General features: G+C 50.7%; 15 protein-coding genes. 6 read left to right on the top strand and 9 right to left on the bottom strand.

Translation table 11 applies throughout. The annotated features are described in order from the left end of the window. Positions 1–115 precede the first annotated feature (115 nt). Complete coding sequence (locus DW47_RS0113440; RefSeq protein WP_051150967.1) at positions 116–1,600, bottom strand: NCS1 family nucleobase:cation symporter-1; 1,485 nt, start codon at positions 1,598–1,600, stop codon at positions 116–118. A 434-nt stretch (positions 1,601–2,034) separates the two neighbouring features. Here DW47_RS0113440 and DW47_RS0113435 point away from each other — a divergent pair, with 434 nt between their 5' ends. Further along, positions 2,035–2,598: a DsbA family protein gene (locus DW47_RS0113435; protein WP_029686938.1), complete on the top strand. Its 564-nt coding sequence runs from the start codon at positions 2,035–2,037 to the stop codon at positions 2,596–2,598. Positions 2,599–2,874: 276 nt separating this feature from the next. Next, positions 2,875–4,839, top strand: a complete 1,965-nt coding sequence (locus DW47_RS0113430) for an FUSC family protein (protein WP_071846651.1) — start codon at positions 2,875–2,877, stop codon at positions 4,837–4,839. Positions 4,840–4,880: 41 nt separating this feature from the next. On the opposite strand, the gene DW47_RS0113425 is transcribed toward DW47_RS0113430, so the two are convergent. After that, positions 4,881–5,705, bottom strand: coding sequence for an aldo/keto reductase (locus DW47_RS0113425; protein WP_029686936.1), 825 nt, complete (start codon positions 5,703–5,705; stop codon positions 4,881–4,883). Positions 5,706–5,853: 148 nt separating this feature from the next. Here DW47_RS0113425 and DW47_RS0113420 point away from each other — a divergent pair, with 148 nt between their 5' ends. Further along, positions 5,854–6,999, top strand: a complete 1,146-nt coding sequence (locus DW47_RS0113420; protein WP_241430760.1) for an iron-containing alcohol dehydrogenase — start codon at positions 5,854–5,856, stop codon at positions 6,997–6,999. 32 nt (positions 7,000–7,031) lie between these two features. Here the strand turns inward: DW47_RS0113420 and DW47_RS0113415 are convergent, their stop codons facing one another. Genes DW47_RS0113415 through DW47_RS0113405 form a run of 3 tightly spaced genes read right to left on the bottom strand, consistent with a single transcriptional unit; the run spans position 7,032 to position 10,269 of the window. After that, positions 7,032–8,165: an ABC transporter permease gene (locus DW47_RS0113415; RefSeq protein WP_029686934.1), complete on the bottom strand. Its 1,134-nt coding sequence runs from the start codon at positions 8,163–8,165 to the stop codon at positions 7,032–7,034. Continuing rightward, positions 8,162–9,316, bottom strand: a complete 1,155-nt coding sequence (locus tag DW47_RS0113410; protein ID WP_029686933.1) for an ABC transporter permease — start codon at positions 9,314–9,316, stop codon at positions 8,162–8,164. Before DW47_RS0113410 ends, DW47_RS0113415 begins: the two co-directional genes overlap by 4 nt. Further along, complete coding sequence (locus DW47_RS0113405; RefSeq protein WP_029686932.1) at positions 9,298–10,269, bottom strand: HlyD family secretion protein; 972 nt, start codon at positions 10,267–10,269, stop codon at positions 9,298–9,300. The genes DW47_RS0113410 and DW47_RS0113405 overlap by 19 nt, the downstream gene beginning before the upstream one ends. Before the next feature lie 450 nt (positions 10,270–10,719). Here DW47_RS0113405 and DW47_RS0113400 point away from each other — a divergent pair, with 450 nt between their 5' ends. Then, positions 10,720–10,908 carry a hypothetical protein gene (locus DW47_RS0113400; protein ID WP_029686931.1) on the top strand — a complete coding sequence of 63 codons (189 nt, stop codon included), beginning with the start codon at positions 10,720–10,722 and terminating at the stop codon, positions 10,906–10,908. A 3-nt stretch (positions 10,909–10,911) separates the two neighbouring features. Here the strand turns inward: DW47_RS0113400 and yqfB are convergent, their stop codons facing one another. From yqfB to DW47_RS0113385, 3 genes are all read right to left on the bottom strand, one after another. Continuing rightward, entirely contained in the window at positions 10,912–11,226 is a 315-nt protein-coding gene (yqfB, locus tag DW47_RS0113395; RefSeq protein ID WP_029686930.1) for a N(4)-acetylcytidine aminohydrolase, read from the bottom strand. Positions 11,227–11,364: 138 nt separating this feature from the next. Beyond that, the gene (locus DW47_RS0113390; RefSeq protein WP_029686929.1) at positions 11,365–12,075 is read right to left on the bottom strand and encodes an alpha/beta hydrolase; all 711 of its coding nucleotides are present in this window, start codon (positions 12,073–12,075) and stop codon (positions 11,365–11,367) included. Between the two features lie 19 nt (positions 12,076–12,094). Then, positions 12,095–14,170, bottom strand: coding sequence for an FUSC family protein (locus DW47_RS0113385; RefSeq protein WP_051150966.1), 2,076 nt, complete (start codon positions 14,168–14,170; stop codon positions 12,095–12,097). Between the two features lie 70 nt (positions 14,171–14,240). On the opposite strand from DW47_RS0113385, the gene DW47_RS0113380 reads away from it, so the two are divergent. Together DW47_RS0113380 and DW47_RS17915 are read left to right on the top strand one after the other, a co-directional pair. Continuing rightward, entirely contained in the window at positions 14,241–14,582 is a 342-nt protein-coding gene (locus DW47_RS0113380) for a hypothetical protein (protein WP_029686927.1), read from the top strand. 6 nt (positions 14,583–14,588) lie between these two features. After that, positions 14,589–14,732, top strand: a complete 144-nt coding sequence (locus DW47_RS17915; protein ID WP_420911407.1) for a GMC oxidoreductase — start codon at positions 14,589–14,591, stop codon at positions 14,730–14,732. 112 nt (positions 14,733–14,844) lie between these two features. On the opposite strand, the gene DW47_RS0113370 is transcribed toward DW47_RS17915, so the two are convergent. Beyond that, a partial coding sequence (locus DW47_RS0113370; RefSeq protein WP_029686926.1) for a type VI secretion IcmF C-terminal domain-containing protein occupies positions 14,845–15,645 on the bottom strand: 801 nt, incomplete at its 5' end.

Here is a 15,645-nt window from a genome sequence, read left to right as displayed (position 1 = left end):
GCTATCTCGCTTAATGAACACGCTGCGAAGTATAGCCGGAGTCGCTGAGCACGACTATAGGATCTGACGACTGCCCCGCAGATATTTCTACGGAGCAATTCCGCCAAAAAAATCTTTACAGCTCACTGCGGTAGACCGCGGTCTGAGGATGCACTCTGGCAGGTAAACGGCGATGTCTGGCAAGGGTCAAATAAATCGTTGCGGACAACATTACACCGAGAAACCAGCTAAAATCTGCCAGTGCCTGCAGATAACTGAAATAGGTGATCATCAAACACAGCAACACTGAGGGGACTAGCGCCATCACCGCCCGCGGATTAATGCCTTTGCGATACCAGTATGCTCCTTGTGGCGATACGGAGAACAGATCATCCACCCGCACGGTGGCGCGGTTAATCAGATAAAAATCACACAATAGGATACCGAATAGCGGCCCCATAAATGCCCCGAGCACATCAAGGGTGTAGTGGATCAACTCCGGTGAGTGAAATAGGTTCCAAGGAGTCAGCAGCACCGACCCCAGAGCTGCCAGCATACCACCACTGCGGAAACTGATTTTGTTGGGAGCACAGTTTGAAAAATCAAACGCCGGTGACACAAAATTTGCCACAATGTTGATACCAATAGTGGCAATAATCATGGTGAGCAGTGCCACTGCGACAGCCAACCCGCTGCCCACCCGGGTAACGGTTTCAATAGGATCGGTGATCATCTGGCCGAACAAAGAATGTGTCCCCGATACAATCACCACCGTGATGATCGAAAACAGTAAAAAGTTGAACGGCAGCCCCCAGCGGTTCCCTTGGCGGACTTGATGCATATCGCTGGCATAGCGCGCGAAATCACCGAAGTTCAGTAATGGCCCAGAGAAGTAAGAGACTACCAGGGCACTGGCTGAGATCATCTGCCAAACTTGCTCTGAAGGAGCCAGCGACTTCTGGCTGAGGGTCAACGAAATACCAGAAAAACCGGTCTGAGAGGTGATCCAGATCGCCAGCACCAGCATCACGATATACACGGCCGGACCCGCCACATCAATAAAACGCTTAATCGCATCCATACCCTGCCAGAAAATCAGGGCCTGTAGCAGCCACATCACTAAAAAACAGCCCCACCCCAACGCGGATAGCCCAATAAAATGGGGGACCGTCCACGGCATCAGGCGTGGGAAAAATTTTAACAGTACCAGTAATAACGCATTAGAGACCAACCAAGTCTGGATACCGTACCACGCCATCGCCATCAAGCCGCGCAGTATCGCCGGAATGTTCGCGCCAAACACACCGAATGCCTGGCGGCTGATCACCGCATAGGGGACGCCGCTTACCTGACTAGGCCGAGCCACCAGATTGGCGAACATCTGTACGATAACGATCCCGACCAATAGGCTCACCAATACCTGCCAGCCGGCCAGTCCGAGCGCAAAAAAGCTGGCTGCCACTACATATCCGCCCATACTGTGGACATCCGACATCCAGAAAGAAAAAAGGTTATACCAGTTCCAGTGCTGTTGATGCACTGGGGCGAGATCCTGATTGGTTAACCGCGGGCTGTATGCGGGATTAACCGGCTCTGCGGAAGCTGAGTCGTGTTTTGCCATAAACTGTCCAGATCCTTCGTTGTCGCGGCTGATTAACAGGGCTTTGCAGGATCCAGACCACATTGACAGCCCCAGTCGGATAGACATCAATAATCTATAGCGCGTCCGTTTTTTGTTATGAAAGTCGGCCACTCTGTTGCCGAACCCACCCATCGGTAACAGCAAGGCTTCACGGTTTTCAACAAGATATCGGACTAAAAGGATCTGGCTCATGCTGCCCAACATCCAAAAATGGTGCATTCCTCTACCCTTGCGCACTGTTATGGCGCGAATAATCGCCGCAGCCAGCAGTTAATCCTCTGCCTACAGACCGCTTGGAGGTACACCGCTGTTGCATCCTGTAGGCGGCCCTTCTATGCTGAGAAGGATAGACAGCAGGGTGTTGCTCCATGCTGACCGGCTCAGGGCACACCGATAAAATAATGAGGATCAATATGTCTGTATCACCGATGTCAGAAAAGACCCTAACGCTGGGTCAGGGCCCTGCCCTACTGGAAGTATTTCTTGAGCCAACCTGCCCTTTCTCGGTCAAAGCCTTCAATAAGCTGGATGACCTGGTCGCCCTGGTGGGGGCCGATAATCTGACGGTACGCATCATTCTGCAGTCACAGCCTTGGCACCTGTTCTCTGGTGTCATTGTTCGCGCGATCCTTGCAGGCCGTTCACAGATAGATGGTAATCAGGCTGCTCTGAAAATCATGCAGGCCGTCGCCGATCATCGTGAAGAGTTCGAGTTCACAGACCATTGTCGTGGCCCGAACATGGATGCTACCCCGCGTCAAATCATCGAACGTCTGGAAAAATACAGTGGAGTTTCGGTTCAAGAAGCCTTTGATCAGCCAGACTTGCAGCAACTGATTAAATGGCACTGCAAATATGCCCGTCAAAACGGTATTCACGTTTCACCGACTTTTATGATTAACGGTCTGGTGCAAGCCGATATGGGGAGCGGCGAAGAAATCTCTCAATGGGCGCAGCGCATCCGCGACAATGCCTGATAAAATCGCGGTGAACTGTCCGGTTCACCGCAGAAGTCCTGTCTACTTGGTAAACACTTCCGTAATATTTTTTTTATTACTTTGATGTAAATCACACTTTTGTGTTTCTTCACAAAGGCGTAAGATAATGTTTATCACCCGCTTTGAGTGTGGACATAGCCCCAATGCGCCGTTAATAAAATAACTCTTTCATTGCCCCTGTTTCCAGGCGGTAGCGGTATAGGTGTACCTGTTCGCTGACCTGCAATTATTTTAAATAACGATTTAATATAAAAAATGCATAATTCATTATTTTTCCGGCTGAGGTTCGCCGGTAAGACGACCTTTGCCCTTGTAATGGCGCTGGTGTTAAGTTTTGTCCTGCATCTGGACACCCCAAAATGGTCGATGATGACCGTAGCGATTATTGCCGCCTCACCGGCTTTTGCCTCCGGCGGCGAGCCAATGACCGGTGTATTACGTTTCCGAGGTTTTCTACGATTGATTGGCACCGCCGTGGGTTCGTTGGGTGCGGTAATCATTATCTGTGGTCTGGCCCGTGCGCCGGTATTAATGCTACTGGCCTGCTGCCTGTGGGCCGGCTTCTTTTCTTGGCTTTATACTATTGTAAAACAAGAAATTTCTTACGCTTTCGGCCTAGCGGGTTATTCGGTGTTTATCATTCTGGTTACCGCTTGGCAAGACCCGCAGGCGGCACCGCAAATTGCTATCTACCGCTCACTAGAAATTTCTCTTGGCCTGTTATGCATTATATTTTCTGACCTGATGTTCCTGCCGCGAAGTATTAAACCCCAGATCCGTCGTTTTATTGATGACTGCCCACTGGCACTATTTCAGTTAATGGCCTGCTGTTTTACCGCAAATAATGAACAAGAGTTCGAAGAGCGTTTTAAAAAAATGCTGGAAGAATGCAAAAAATTTAATGCCATGCGTCAGGTGTTAAAAATGGAGTCCACCCATAATAATCCAGTATTACATCAGCGCCTGAAAGGTATTAATGGTCTGATGTTTCATTTATGCACTCTGACGTATGAAACTTGGCAGTATTTTCAGCAGCGTCCAGAAAAACGCAGTACCAGCTGGTATATGCTTTTTAGTCAGCCCATTGATTCCGGACATTCCCTAACCCGCCAGCTACACCAATTCAGCTTACTGATCCATCAGCTCTCTGCTAGCCACACGCCTTATGCGCTTTCTTCATGGATCAAAGGGATTAAAGAACTGCGTATCCTCTGTACCGGCATCCAATCGAAAATGCCGCTGCATGAAGTGGAGAGAGAGATTATTGGCCGCTATGCCATCAATGCGGCTGCCTCGGTACAGAAAGCCCATGCATTGGTGAACGGTGTACGTACCTTTTTCACCGGGTTTATCGGCTGTTGCCTGTGGTTCACTACTACCTCTACCGCAGTCACCGGTTTTTTGATTATCTCCAGTATTGTCTCCACCCTAGCGATGCGGGCCGATACCCCCCGTAAAGTGGCTATCGACTTTATCTATGGCATGATTTATATCCTGCCGGTGAGCTTTTTCTACTACTTGGTGGTAGTACCCTCGACCCAGCAGAGTTTCCTGTTGTTAATCATCGCGATCGGTGTATTGGTGTTTTTTTTCTCACTCTGTGTGCAATGGAAAATCCTCGGCAGCGGTGCCTCACTGATGTTTGTCTTCAACCTGATCCCGATCACTAACCCGGAAACCTTTAACTTCAGCGGTTATCTGGATAGTGCGCTGGGGCAAATTCTCGGTGCGGTAGTGACATTGATGATTATCTGGCTGATCCCTGACCTGAGTAAGAGTTCGGTTTCCAATGCCTTGCTGCGTAATATCTTGACCACGTCGCTGCAAACCCTGACCACTAACCCAAAGCGACGTAAAATCAGCCGTTTGAGTGCGCTCTACGACGATTTGTTACTGTTGATCACCCTCGACAGTCGCAAGCTGACCCGTTATCGCCTCGGGATTAATCTGATTATTATTTACCGGCGTATTACCGCACTGAACATTCCTTATCTACAGACCCTGTCCGAGTTTCACCAACAGATCCGTGAAGCGGCCGATGACCTGTCTAATCAGCGGCTGGCTATTCAGCGTGAGCGCGCTTACCTGAAACTGCAGCAGTTGTTACATGAATATCTGCAAGTGATCCGTATCCTACCGGACCCAGAGAAAGTGACGCTAGTGGTGAATGACTTACAATCCTTGCTCAGCCAATACCGAGCCGAATTGCTTAGCCGTTAACCTTCGATGCCCCCTGGTGGGGCCATGAGTGGCGGAGACGGTCAACGCCGTGCTAACGGCTGGCGCGTCACCGGCGGGGGAAACACGCCATTGAGTGCCGCTAGGTCGGCGCTGGTTAAGCGGATTGCCAACGCCTGTGCGTTACGCTGCACATGCTCTGGGTTACCGGTCTCAACAATCGCCGTCATCTCAGGCTGGCGCAAAATCCACGCCAAGGCAATTACTGCCGGTTCGCAGGCATGGTCTTGGGCAATACGCTTAAGCACTGGCGTCCCCAGTAGCGGTGCACCGGCTCCGCCTAGGGGTGAATAGGCCATCATGTGGATACCCGCTTTACGGCACATCGCCAGTAATTGATACTCAATACCGCGGCTGCTGCAGTTATACATCACTTGATTAATTTGACAGTGTTCTCCCCCCGGTAGGTTCAGTAAACGCTCCATGTCCGGTACATCAAAGTTGGACACTCCCCAGCCGCCGATTAGCCCCTCTTTACGCAAGGCCTCAAGACTGTTTACCGCTGCCGGCAGATACCCCGGATAGCGCCAGTGCAACAGGTAATAATCCAGTCGGTCGGTCTTTAACCGTTTCAAAGAGGCCTGACAGTGAGACTTAGCCAGCAATCGGTTAGCATTCCATGGATAGATTTTAGAGATAAGACACACCTCTTCACGTCGGGTGGCCATCATCTGTCCAACCAGTCGTTCAGCGCGTCCCCGTCCATACATCTCCGCCGTATCAAGGGTGGTGATCCCGCAATCGATCGCTTGATGCAAGGCGGCGATTTCTATTTTTTCCGGATAACGTCCGTTGCCCAGGTGCCAAGTTCCAGCGGCCAGTGCCGAAAGAAAACGTTGTGTACTCATACTGCTCCCTGCCTGTTTACCAGCCCTTTTGTGAGCGGGATCGTTTTAATCAAAAATTTCTGGTCCCCCTCGCCTCTTCTTCAAGTTTGAGCTGGCATTAATCGCTACTCTGCTCAACACTCAGTTTTTTAGCGAAGGAGTCACGCCCGTGAACCAGATCACTCAAATGTTTTGTAATCAGCATACAATTTTCGGGCCAGATTGTATTGGGCAACTGAAATTCATCCTCAGTTCACCGCCGCTGCCAACTCTACTGTTTACTCACCGCTCTTTTCTGACTAGTGAACGTTGGCAGCTACTGGAGCCTGAGATCCGCCAACATCTTACGGCTATTGTGACGGTTAGCGGTGAAGCGTCACCGCAACAGCTTACCGATTGGGTGGATGAGCACCGTGCCACGGCTCAGCGGGTATTGGCTATTGGAGGTGGCAGCGTACTAGATGCCGGTAAAGCCTTCAGCACCCTGTGCTGCCATCCGCTGCCGGTGATACGGTATATGGAAAAAATCGGCGATACTCCACTGAATGGTGACCGTTTGCCACTGATCGCCGTGCCGACTACCGCCGGGACCGGCAGTGAAGTGACACAAAATGCGGTGGTCACTGACCAGCAACAATATCAGGTTAAAGCTTCACTGCGCCATCCGCGACTAGTGCCGGATATCGCCCTGCTGGATCCGACGTTACTCCGTCATTGCCCGCCAGCACTGCTAACAGCCTGTGGTATTGATGCCTTTACCCACCTGTTTGAGTCGTGGCTTTCCAGCAAAAGTACCTTGTTTAGCCGCCAGTTCTCACTGCAGGGGATGTCACTGTTTGTTCAAGCTTGGCCGGACCTGGCTCGGGGAGACCAACGTGGTGACACGGCCCGTGAGAAAATGATGATGTCTTCGTGGCTGGGGGGGCTGAGCTTGAGTATCGCCGGACTGGGGGTGATCCACGGCATCGCCGGAGAAGTGGGTGCTTGCCTGCCTTGGCATCACGGCGAAGTCTGTGGCCGATTACTGATGCCTTTTTTGACCCTCTGCCAACAGACCGATGATCCACAACAAGCGGCCTCACTGAACAGCTTGCATCGGACACTGTTTCCGGAGGTTAATGGCATTCACCCTGCCACTTGGTTAGCAGAGTGGCTGCGCAGTGCTGCCCCTGCAGATATCTGGCGACAACCTCCGTTGATGACCCTGCAACAGCGCAGCACCATACTCCGCCAAGCCGGTAATAAGAACTCACGGATGAATTACAGCGCCGAACAACGGGCATTTATGCTGTCAGAAAGCTGGCCGGTAGTCTGAGAGCTGTGGCCAGGCTAGCTGGCCGCTTGCAACTAGAGAGGTAATTTTGCCAGTAGGGCCTGGCGGCGACGGCGGTTACGGAGGGTATAGATCAAGAACTCCAATAGATTAAAGCCGAGGCATAGCAACAATAGCATCATCACATCCGGCAAAGCGTTAACCCAAGACAGCCCCATCTGATTCACCCCAGCAATGGCTTTTACCGCCCAACTTGAAGGTAACAGACCGGAGATCAACCTAACTCCCCAGGGCATCGCCTGTACCGGCCAGATAGTGCCGGAAATGTAAAACACCGGCATGGTGACAAAGGACAAAGTCAAATAGACGATCTCCACGCGGCGGATACATTCAGTTAATAGATTGCCGAGACTGATCACTGCCAGCAAAAAGGGAAAGGTCAGTAACAGGATCTCCGCCAAGCTGGCGGTTTGTCGGTAGCCAAGGAGCCATGGCCACAGTACAAACAGTACCACCGATAGAAACAACCAAATGGGAAGCAGTGCCGAATATGCTCCCAAGATTTTCTGCAGTGAGGGTCTCCCGCCGGCACTGATGGTCAGGTTGACGCGAACGCTGGCAATCAACAGTGAGTGCTGTAACAACATCACCAGTAGCCCTGGCAGAATAATCGCCGCAAAACTAATACCGGGGTTAAACAACGGCTGTACAATACTGCGTATCGGAGTCAGCAGCAGATCGGCTTCCGGCTGCGTAAAATTACTTTGTAGCAGGATCTGCTGATCATAATGACTAAGCATATGCTGATATGCGGCGACTACATCCTGCTGGATCTGGCCATTTGGCAGTCGGTTAGTCGCATCGCCGTATACGGGGATCGCGACCTGCTCACCCGAAAGGATCTTTTTCTCCAAGTCTACCGGCATAATAATAATGGCAAACAGCTTTCGCCAATCCAGGTCACGCCGGGCTGCCGGTAGATCAGCGTAGCTGATCACTTTTAGCTTTGAGGTAGCATTCAAATCACGGGTCAGCATTCGACTGGCGGTACTGTGATCGAGATCGACCACCCCCACCGGTAGATTCCAGACGGTACGGTTCGCGTACACCATACTCATAATACAGAGTGTTATCAGCACCATCCCCCACATCGGCCGGTTAAGCATCCCAGTGAACACTTTGACAAACGTTTGGCGATATTCTTTCATTGCATCGCCTCCTGGTGACGCAAGCGCACCGGTAAGCGTTTGTGAACCATTAATGCCACCGCCAGCGGATAGATCAGTAACAGTGCGCACACTGAAGCCACCGGTGCCGCTGGCACCTGCCGTAAAAAGAGGTCAAACATCGCATAGAGCGCATGAGTGAGCGGCTCTAGGTTGGCAATCACCTGCGCCGGCCAAGGCATAGACAATTCAGGTACAGCCAGCCCGGAGAAGGTCATGGCAATACTGACCATCAGCGCCATTAGGGTGTAGGCGGTAATTGAACTGCCGGTAAAGGTAAATAAAAATATCGCTAGGCTCTGGGCAGCAATGATGTAACAGAATGCCACACAGAACATATAGAAAGGATCCCCTACCACTCGGGCACTAGAAGTCCATACCAGTAATGCGATTTGTGCCATCAGTACTACGGTGTAGATCAGGGTATAAGGCAGCAATTTACCCAGTAGCGACATACAGAAGGAAGAGGAATAGATCAGCGGTTTACTGCGTGACAGCACGTAAATCATACAAGTCACCACAAATAGCTGCATCAAGTGGATAGTCGCGGCAAACTGCTGATAATAGATATAACTGCCGCTGGCGTTAAACAGGCTATGATAGATCAACGAGACTTGAGGCAAGGCGGGTACCGTTTTACCAATTTTGCGCTCAATCACGCCACGATATTCGCTGTTAAGTGCGGTCATCAACGCCGGAAAGTCCTGTGTGGAATACAGTCCCGAGGCGTAGAACAAGGCGTTGTAATAGAACACCACCTGCGGCTGACGACCGGCCAACATATCCGATTCAAAATCGGCGGGAATATAAAGAATACCGTAGTCCTTGGCACTGCGCAGTTTCTGCTGCGCCTCCACTAACCCTCCCGGCCATTCGGTCAGTGCGGCATGTGGGCTGGCATCCAGTTTACGGATAAGCTCTCGGGATAACTGACTGTGATCATTATCAACCACCGCCACCGGCAGGTTAAGCAGCGTCCCAGCGGAGAAGTTAGTGCTCAGCAGCCAGAATAGCAGCAACGGAAATACCCAAGTCAGCCAGTGGACCACTGGTCGGCGAAAGGCGTGACGCATTTCCCGGTCAAATGCACGGGTGAAATAGCGACGGCCACGTTTTATTTTTTCCATTGCCACAGTGCGCTCATTCCCTGACGTAAACCCGCCACAGGTTTTAACGGTATCAGCCGGACCTCAAAAGTTTTTAGGTCAAAATCACCGGTCGCCCGAGTGGCGCTTTTGGTGGAAAAATCTCCCAGTGGCGCAATGTAATGCACCCTCGCATCCACCACCGCGTTATTCAGCGCCGGCACCCGCAGGTGGATCACATCCCCTTTTCGGACATGGGCGAGAATATCTTCCCGCAGGTTAAACACAAAGTAAGCTTTAGGCAGTTCGATGATGGTCACCAGCGGACTATAGGCGGTCAGCTGCTCACCCACTTCCGCAGGAATCGGCCCCGCTTCACCATCGACTGGTGCCCTGACCAGCAGATCATCAGTAAGGGCTTTAACTTCAAGATACTGTTGTTCCGCTTCATCAAGTTGCGCAGCATAGATTTCTCGCTGCTGACGACGATCGCCCTGTAAGCCTTCGTCTAAATTCGCTTGCGCCCGCAACATGGCCTGTAGGGCAGTATTGCGGCTATTACGCGCCGTTTCCAGGGCCTGAGCAGAGAGGTACCCTTTTTTGGCGATTTCCTGTTGCCGGTTATATTGATCACGGGCATTACGGTAGTCTGATTGTGCAGAAGCCAAGGCGGCCCGCAAGTTACGCAGGCTTTCTTCACGGGTGCCACTCAATGACAAGTTAAGCTGTGACTGAGCCTGATCACGGGCGGCCTGAGCAGCACCAAGCTGCGCCATCAACTCCGGTGATGCCAGCGTCATCAATACCTGACCGGCTTTTACATCATCTCCGCGCGCCACTTCACGCTCGATCACCTGCCCTTTAGCTTTTGAGGTCACAATCACTTCTGGTGCATCGACTTCACCCTGTAATAATAACGCCTGATTTTGGGCCCGAAAAAAAATAGCCAATGAGATAAGCGCTATCATTAACAGTAAAGTGAGTATGATTTTTTTATTCATGCAAACGACTCCAATGTCTGGTAAAGATAGTCCATATTTGCTCTCAGCTGTCGGTGCTATTAAGCATAGATGATGGTGGTCACTTTTTCTTGCTGATCGTCGCGCTATCACTGCCAATTAATAACGGTTTGAGCTTATGACGAAACTTTCCAACCGAATAACGATAATACTGCTCAGAGTGTGACAAAAGGTCTCGGGGTACAACCGTGTGATAGTGTGAACGACCCTGCTCACCTTATTTAGTAGCAAAAGCCTGAATACTCTGATCACGCCCACTTATTCACCAGATGATGTCCCCGGTTAAGCGTTCTGTGAACGCAGCATTAATCAGCGATAGTCACTACCGCTAATAAAGGTAAAACCTATCAAACTGATACGCGCTAACAACTGTTCATGGTGAGCCAATATGGTTATCATTTGAACTGTTTTTTATTCTCGGAGCTAAACATTATGTTTTCATTAAATCGATTCAACAGTAAAGAATTGGCGCTGGCTTATGTCAGTAGCCAGAAACAGAGCCTGTCTACTACCGAATTTTTGCAAGCAGTCACTCGGGCTGAACTGGAATTTAGCCGTCTACTGAACTCGTCACAGTTGCCGGAAAGCGCATTTCCTGCGGAATATGCGTTCGAAGGCTAAGATTTATTCCGGCAGACAGCGGAACCGAATCATATACAGCTGCTCTGTGCCCGGATAAATATCACTGATGACCTGTTTTAATTCCGCCAATGTCATATTTTCCTGCTGAGCGTGTTCATCTGTCAGTTGTGACCAAAGTACCGGAGTGACGCCAATCACTTCCAAGGTAGCAAAGTACCTCTGGTTGTCCTGATAACCAGCTTTCAATTGCTGCCCCGCATGAAAATGACTTTCGAAATGATCACGCAAGGTAATCGTTTTACGGCCCTCGAGAATATCGGGGCCGAAATGGCGGTAAAAGGTAATATCGATGGCCATTCAGGCACTCCTGACAGTTTTCAGCCGCTCAGGGCGGGCTGTACACCCTATGACTGCACCCTGTTCAGATGAGGGGTGCTATCCTTTATAGCAGAAATCTTGTCCTGTGACTGACCAAAAACCTGCCTTTCCCCCTGCTTAAGGTGCCTGCTGGCCGAACAGCCACTGCCGAAAATCTTTTATCTCATCCAAGCTGATGGTATGTCCCATACCCGGATAAGTTTTAAAGGTCACATTCGCGACTCGCTGGCTGAGCATTGCCACTGCCTGACGTGCGTGGGCCAGCGGAATACGCGGGTCTGCATCACCGTGTCCAACAAAAGCCTGCAGCTGACGGGTCGCCGTGTTACTGGCTGCCAAAGTATTTAGCCCAGCAGGAAGTCGGCCACTGAAAATAACTGCACCATGGAACAACTGCGGTGCATTTAACACCACCGCATAGGTCATCACCGCCCCCTGACTGAAGCCACCAATATAGGTGTGGCTTGGCGAAATATGGTACTGCTGTTGCAACGTTTTAACCGTGGCTTCCACTTCCTGACTGCTGGTCCGGACATCTCCGGCTTCTTGGGCGCCGCTACGATACCACTGATAACTGTCACCGGCCACCGGCAACGGTGCCCGCAGCGATACTACAATCATATCACTCGGTACAATCACCGGAAAATCATTAAAATCCTGTTCGTTAGCCCCGTAGCCGTGCATCATCACCAGCATCGACTGCGGTTGACTCTGCTGCTCTGCAGGCATAAACAGATAAGACAGGTTTTCGGCCCTTACTATGCTGCTGAGCAGCAGACCACTGCCTAGCCCCAGCAACAGAACAATGGTTTTAAATGGTTTATTCACAACCCTCTCCTACCTGAATTCAGTCACCTTGTGACCTGTTAGTCATTACCGTAAAACTTTGCCAACGTACGCTCGGAAATAGTGATAAACGAACGTTGAATAAATAACAAAGTGGCTTGAACAAGCTACTGTTACCTCTGGCCAGCGGCTCAATGATCCCTAACAACCGTTCTAACTCCACAAATAAATTGCTGTGCGGGGTAGCATGAATATTTTTTAAGCGCCGTTTTAAATAGTGACTGATCTCATAAAATAATCGTTCGGTATCTATACCCTTTTCCTGTAACTGCACGGCATGGCGGCCATAGAAATCAAATAAATTCGCCCCCAGCCAAACCTCAGTGATGAGGTTATTTTCCACGTTCAGCGTCAACGCTGGATCGGCTTTATTACGGGGCAAAATAATGGTGATCCGATCCAACATCCGCTGCACAAACTGCTGACGCTGTAATAATGACGCGTTCTGCCAACGAATATCATTGGTAAGCTGTAACAATTCTTTAACCCCGGCGCGTAATGCTCGGCGAGCAATCTTTGAGGGCCGTTTATTACGAATAATCACGGTCAGCACCATAGAAATAATAACGCCGACAAAGGTAGAGAACGCAGCATTGATGGTGGCCAACGGCGCTGGAGAAAAATCATGTGACAGGCCAATATAGGCGGGGAGTTGGGTGGCGATAATTAGGCCTATAAAGTTAGTGGCCGGGTTAGCAATAATCAGACCCATTAGTATCAGTGCGGGTAACAAACAGATCATCAGTGCCTCGAAGGTAACTGCACCTGGCAACAGCACCATGGAATAAAAAATACTGATGCTAATAGCGATGGCAAGACCTTTAAAAAACACTTTCATCCCACCGGAGGGGCTGTCATGGGAGGCGAAAAACGAGCAGGTGACTGCCGCCATCATCGCGGCGTTATAGCCGCTTTTCCAACCGGTACCTATCCAGAACAGGCAGGCAAACGTTGTTGCTAGAAATGCCGTAAAGGATGATAACGCTATCATTCCATTATCGAAATAATGCTTAGGCGGCCGACGTTCAGAAGCGCTACGCCGTCTACTAAGTCGTGAGATACGTAACTCGACATTGTGATAAGCGCTGATGATCCTGACAAAATTTTGTAACCTTTCGAGTAATCCTGCAAACAACAAACTCTCTTCGCTGGACATCTTTTGCTGATGAAAACCGTCCTCGACCTGCTGGAGTGCGGTCGCCAGTTGCCGATTAAGTTGTTGCTGTTTTGCCTGCTGCTGCGGATCTTCCAGCCACCCTAAAAATTGACGAATGCTGTCGCTGACCCCAAGGGGAAACGGGATGTTTTCTGCCGCCAGTAAACTTAACCGTTTTTCGATCGCGGTCAACGTCGGAACCAGATAGGAAAGATGCTGATACTGCACCGAGACCATTCTGACCAACCGTCGTACTTGAGTGGTCTCATAGGCACAATGGGTCATCAGCATTTCAACCGTCACTGGATAATTGGCCATTTGGACGAGGATGTGATCGCGTTCCGGCGTATCGGTCGCCGATGACTGACTGAGCAGCGAAGCACACACCTTACTCGCCTGTTGATACCAGTTGGTCACGCTATTTTCCAAGAGTGCCCGCATACTGGTAGGGAAAATCAGTGAGTGTACTAGGCTGCTGACCAGGATACCGACAGCCACTTCTTCGATACGAGAAATTACTGTATAGCTAATCGCTGACGGGGAGGTGACATCCGGAAACCCCATAATCGCAGCACTGTAACCGGCCAGCATAAAGATATAGCTTTTCGGCGTCCGGTCATGGAGTGAGAAATACAAGCACAGCGCTACCCAACCGGAGACCGCCAAGCTGAACATAATTGGAGACTCCACCGTGGCAGGATAGACACAGTAGATAAAAACGCCTCCCAGCACGGTGCCGAGCAGACGAAACAGTGATTTCGATACCGTTGAGGCGGTGTAGAGCTGCGACACCACATATACGGTAGTCAGCGACCAGGCCGGTTTTTCCAGATTTAGGCGTAAGGCCATATAAAATGCCACGAAGGCAGCCAGTGCGGTTTTCAGGGAAAACACCAGGGCACTTTTTGTTAAAAATTTCATCATTGACAATCAGTTAGTGGCCCATTGGGTGGCTGGCTGCCAGTATAAGCATCATGCTGACAGCGTCACTATGAATATTGTAACAGTCATGGAATTTCCTGCTGTTTGCCATTCATCGCCAAAACTGATTAAACAGGGGATCCTTGGCCACGAACTTTATCGACAGATCAGATACCAGTCAGCGCGTCAGATTTCGCTGGCTATCGACTTAGAAACGCTGCCAGATCCGGCCAATAGGAGCGTACCGAGCCGTGACCGCCGAGATGCGATTGCTATCCCCATACCCGAAATCCACTATAACGTTGATGACTATTGGAACAATGGACGTGATACAGCAATTGCCGATGTGACAAAGATTGCCAGTATCCTCAATGCGAAAATCGTGGCCAGCGATTTGAATAAGCAGAACTGAGAACATATTCTTGGTACCATGATTATGGGTAATTCAGCGTCTGATTCGGTGGTTAATGCGGACTGCCGCCCCCGTGATCATCCTAACCTGTATATTGCCGGGACGAGTGTCTTTCCGGCGGTAGGTTGTGTCAACCCGACCCTGACCTGAACCGCCCTAGCGCTAAGGCTTGCGGACCATCTACTGAAAACTACTGCTGCCTAAAGCTGGCACTGACCTGCCTAGGCGGGTCAGTGTTTTTTATCACATTCCGAAATGGTTATCACTGGTGCAATGAAGTTTCATCAGTCAATAGAGGTCGGTAACTGAATATCTGTTCCGGCAGCGTGAAACCGCGCAGTTCCAGCAGCGCTAGCGGACCTTTTCCCAGCTGAGAGCGCAGCACCCACTGGAGGGTTTGACCCTGTTGGGTGGTAAAGCTCATCATCCACTGGCTACGGTCAAGTTGTTGGCGCTTACCCTGCTCTAGCCAGCGAATAAAACCCCACCTCCCGCTGTAATCGCCGAACAGGCGCGCGCCGGCGTTAACCGTGCTCCAGGTCAGCATGGTTCCCGGCTTGTAGGTGTCACCCGGCCAGCGGAAACTCTGCCAATCTGCCAGCTGATTGAAGTAATGCAGCTTTTGTCCATCAACGGTCAACTGGGTTTCGACCACCTGTGGCGCAGGACGCGCCTGCAGTTCAAAACTGATGCCCTGACTACCGTCGGTGAACAGAATATCTGACAGCTGGCTCAGCTGATTGATGGCGCGAAGGAAGGCTGGGTTAAATGTCAGGCCCTGACTGTTGACCTTATCCGGCACCCATTGGCTGCCCTCTTTGTGTAGCACTCCGCTAAGTTCTGTCATCAGGAAGCGCTCAATACGTCCGCTGTCTTTGCGTATAAACTCAGCCAACATCGGCAAAGAGGCATCGCTTTTACTCGCCGCAAACGGGAAACGTCCGTCAAATGCCGTGTGCCAGTTGGCCACCACCGAACGGCGCCATTTATCATTCAAGCTGGCGGCGGAGGGCTGAAGCACAGTCTCCCAAGCCTGCGTCAAAGGTTGCACAAACATCGTGCT

The organism is Tatumella saanichensis (genome assembly GCF_000439375.1).
Taxonomy (GTDB): domain Bacteria; phylum Pseudomonadota; class Gammaproteobacteria; order Enterobacterales; family Enterobacteriaceae; genus Tatumella; species Tatumella saanichensis.
The sequence above is the reverse complement of the archived record's forward strand: the minus strand, read 5'-3'. Positions and strand labels throughout refer to the sequence as shown.

Excerpts from the sequence above, each read along its gene's own strand:
- DW47_RS0113440 (WP_051150967.1), bottom strand. The coding sequence starts at position 1,600 with ATGGCAAAACACGACTCAGCTTCCGCAGAGCCGGTTAATCCCGCATAC.
- DW47_RS0113435 (WP_029686938.1), top strand. The coding sequence starts at position 2,035 with ATGTCTGTATCACCGATGTCAGAAAAGACCCTAACGCTGGGTCAGGGC.
- DW47_RS0113430 (WP_071846651.1), top strand. The coding sequence starts at position 2,875 with ATGCATAATTCATTATTTTTCCGGCTGAGGTTCGCCGGTAAGACGACC.
- DW47_RS0113425 (WP_029686936.1), bottom strand. The coding sequence starts at position 5,705 with ATGAGTACACAACGTTTTCTTTCGGCACTGGCCGCTGGAACTTGGCAC.
- DW47_RS0113415 (WP_029686934.1), bottom strand. The coding sequence starts at position 8,165 with ATGAAAGAATATCGCCAAACGTTTGTCAAAGTGTTCACTGGGATGCTT.
- DW47_RS0113405 (WP_029686932.1), bottom strand. The coding sequence starts at position 10,269 with ATGAATAAAAAAATCATACTCACTTTACTGTTAATGATAGCGCTTATC.
- DW47_RS0113400 (WP_029686931.1), top strand. The coding sequence starts at position 10,720 with ATGTTTTCATTAAATCGATTCAACAGTAAAGAATTGGCGCTGGCTTAT.
- yqfB (WP_029686930.1), bottom strand. The coding sequence starts at position 11,226 with ATGGCCATCGATATTACCTTTTACCGCCATTTCGGCCCCGATATTCTC.
- DW47_RS0113385 (WP_051150966.1), bottom strand. The coding sequence starts at position 14,170 with ATGAAATTTTTAACAAAAAGTGCCCTGGTGTTTTCCCTGAAAACCGCA.
- DW47_RS0113380 (WP_029686927.1), top strand. The coding sequence starts at position 14,241 with ATGAATATTGTAACAGTCATGGAATTTCCTGCTGTTTGCCATTCATCG.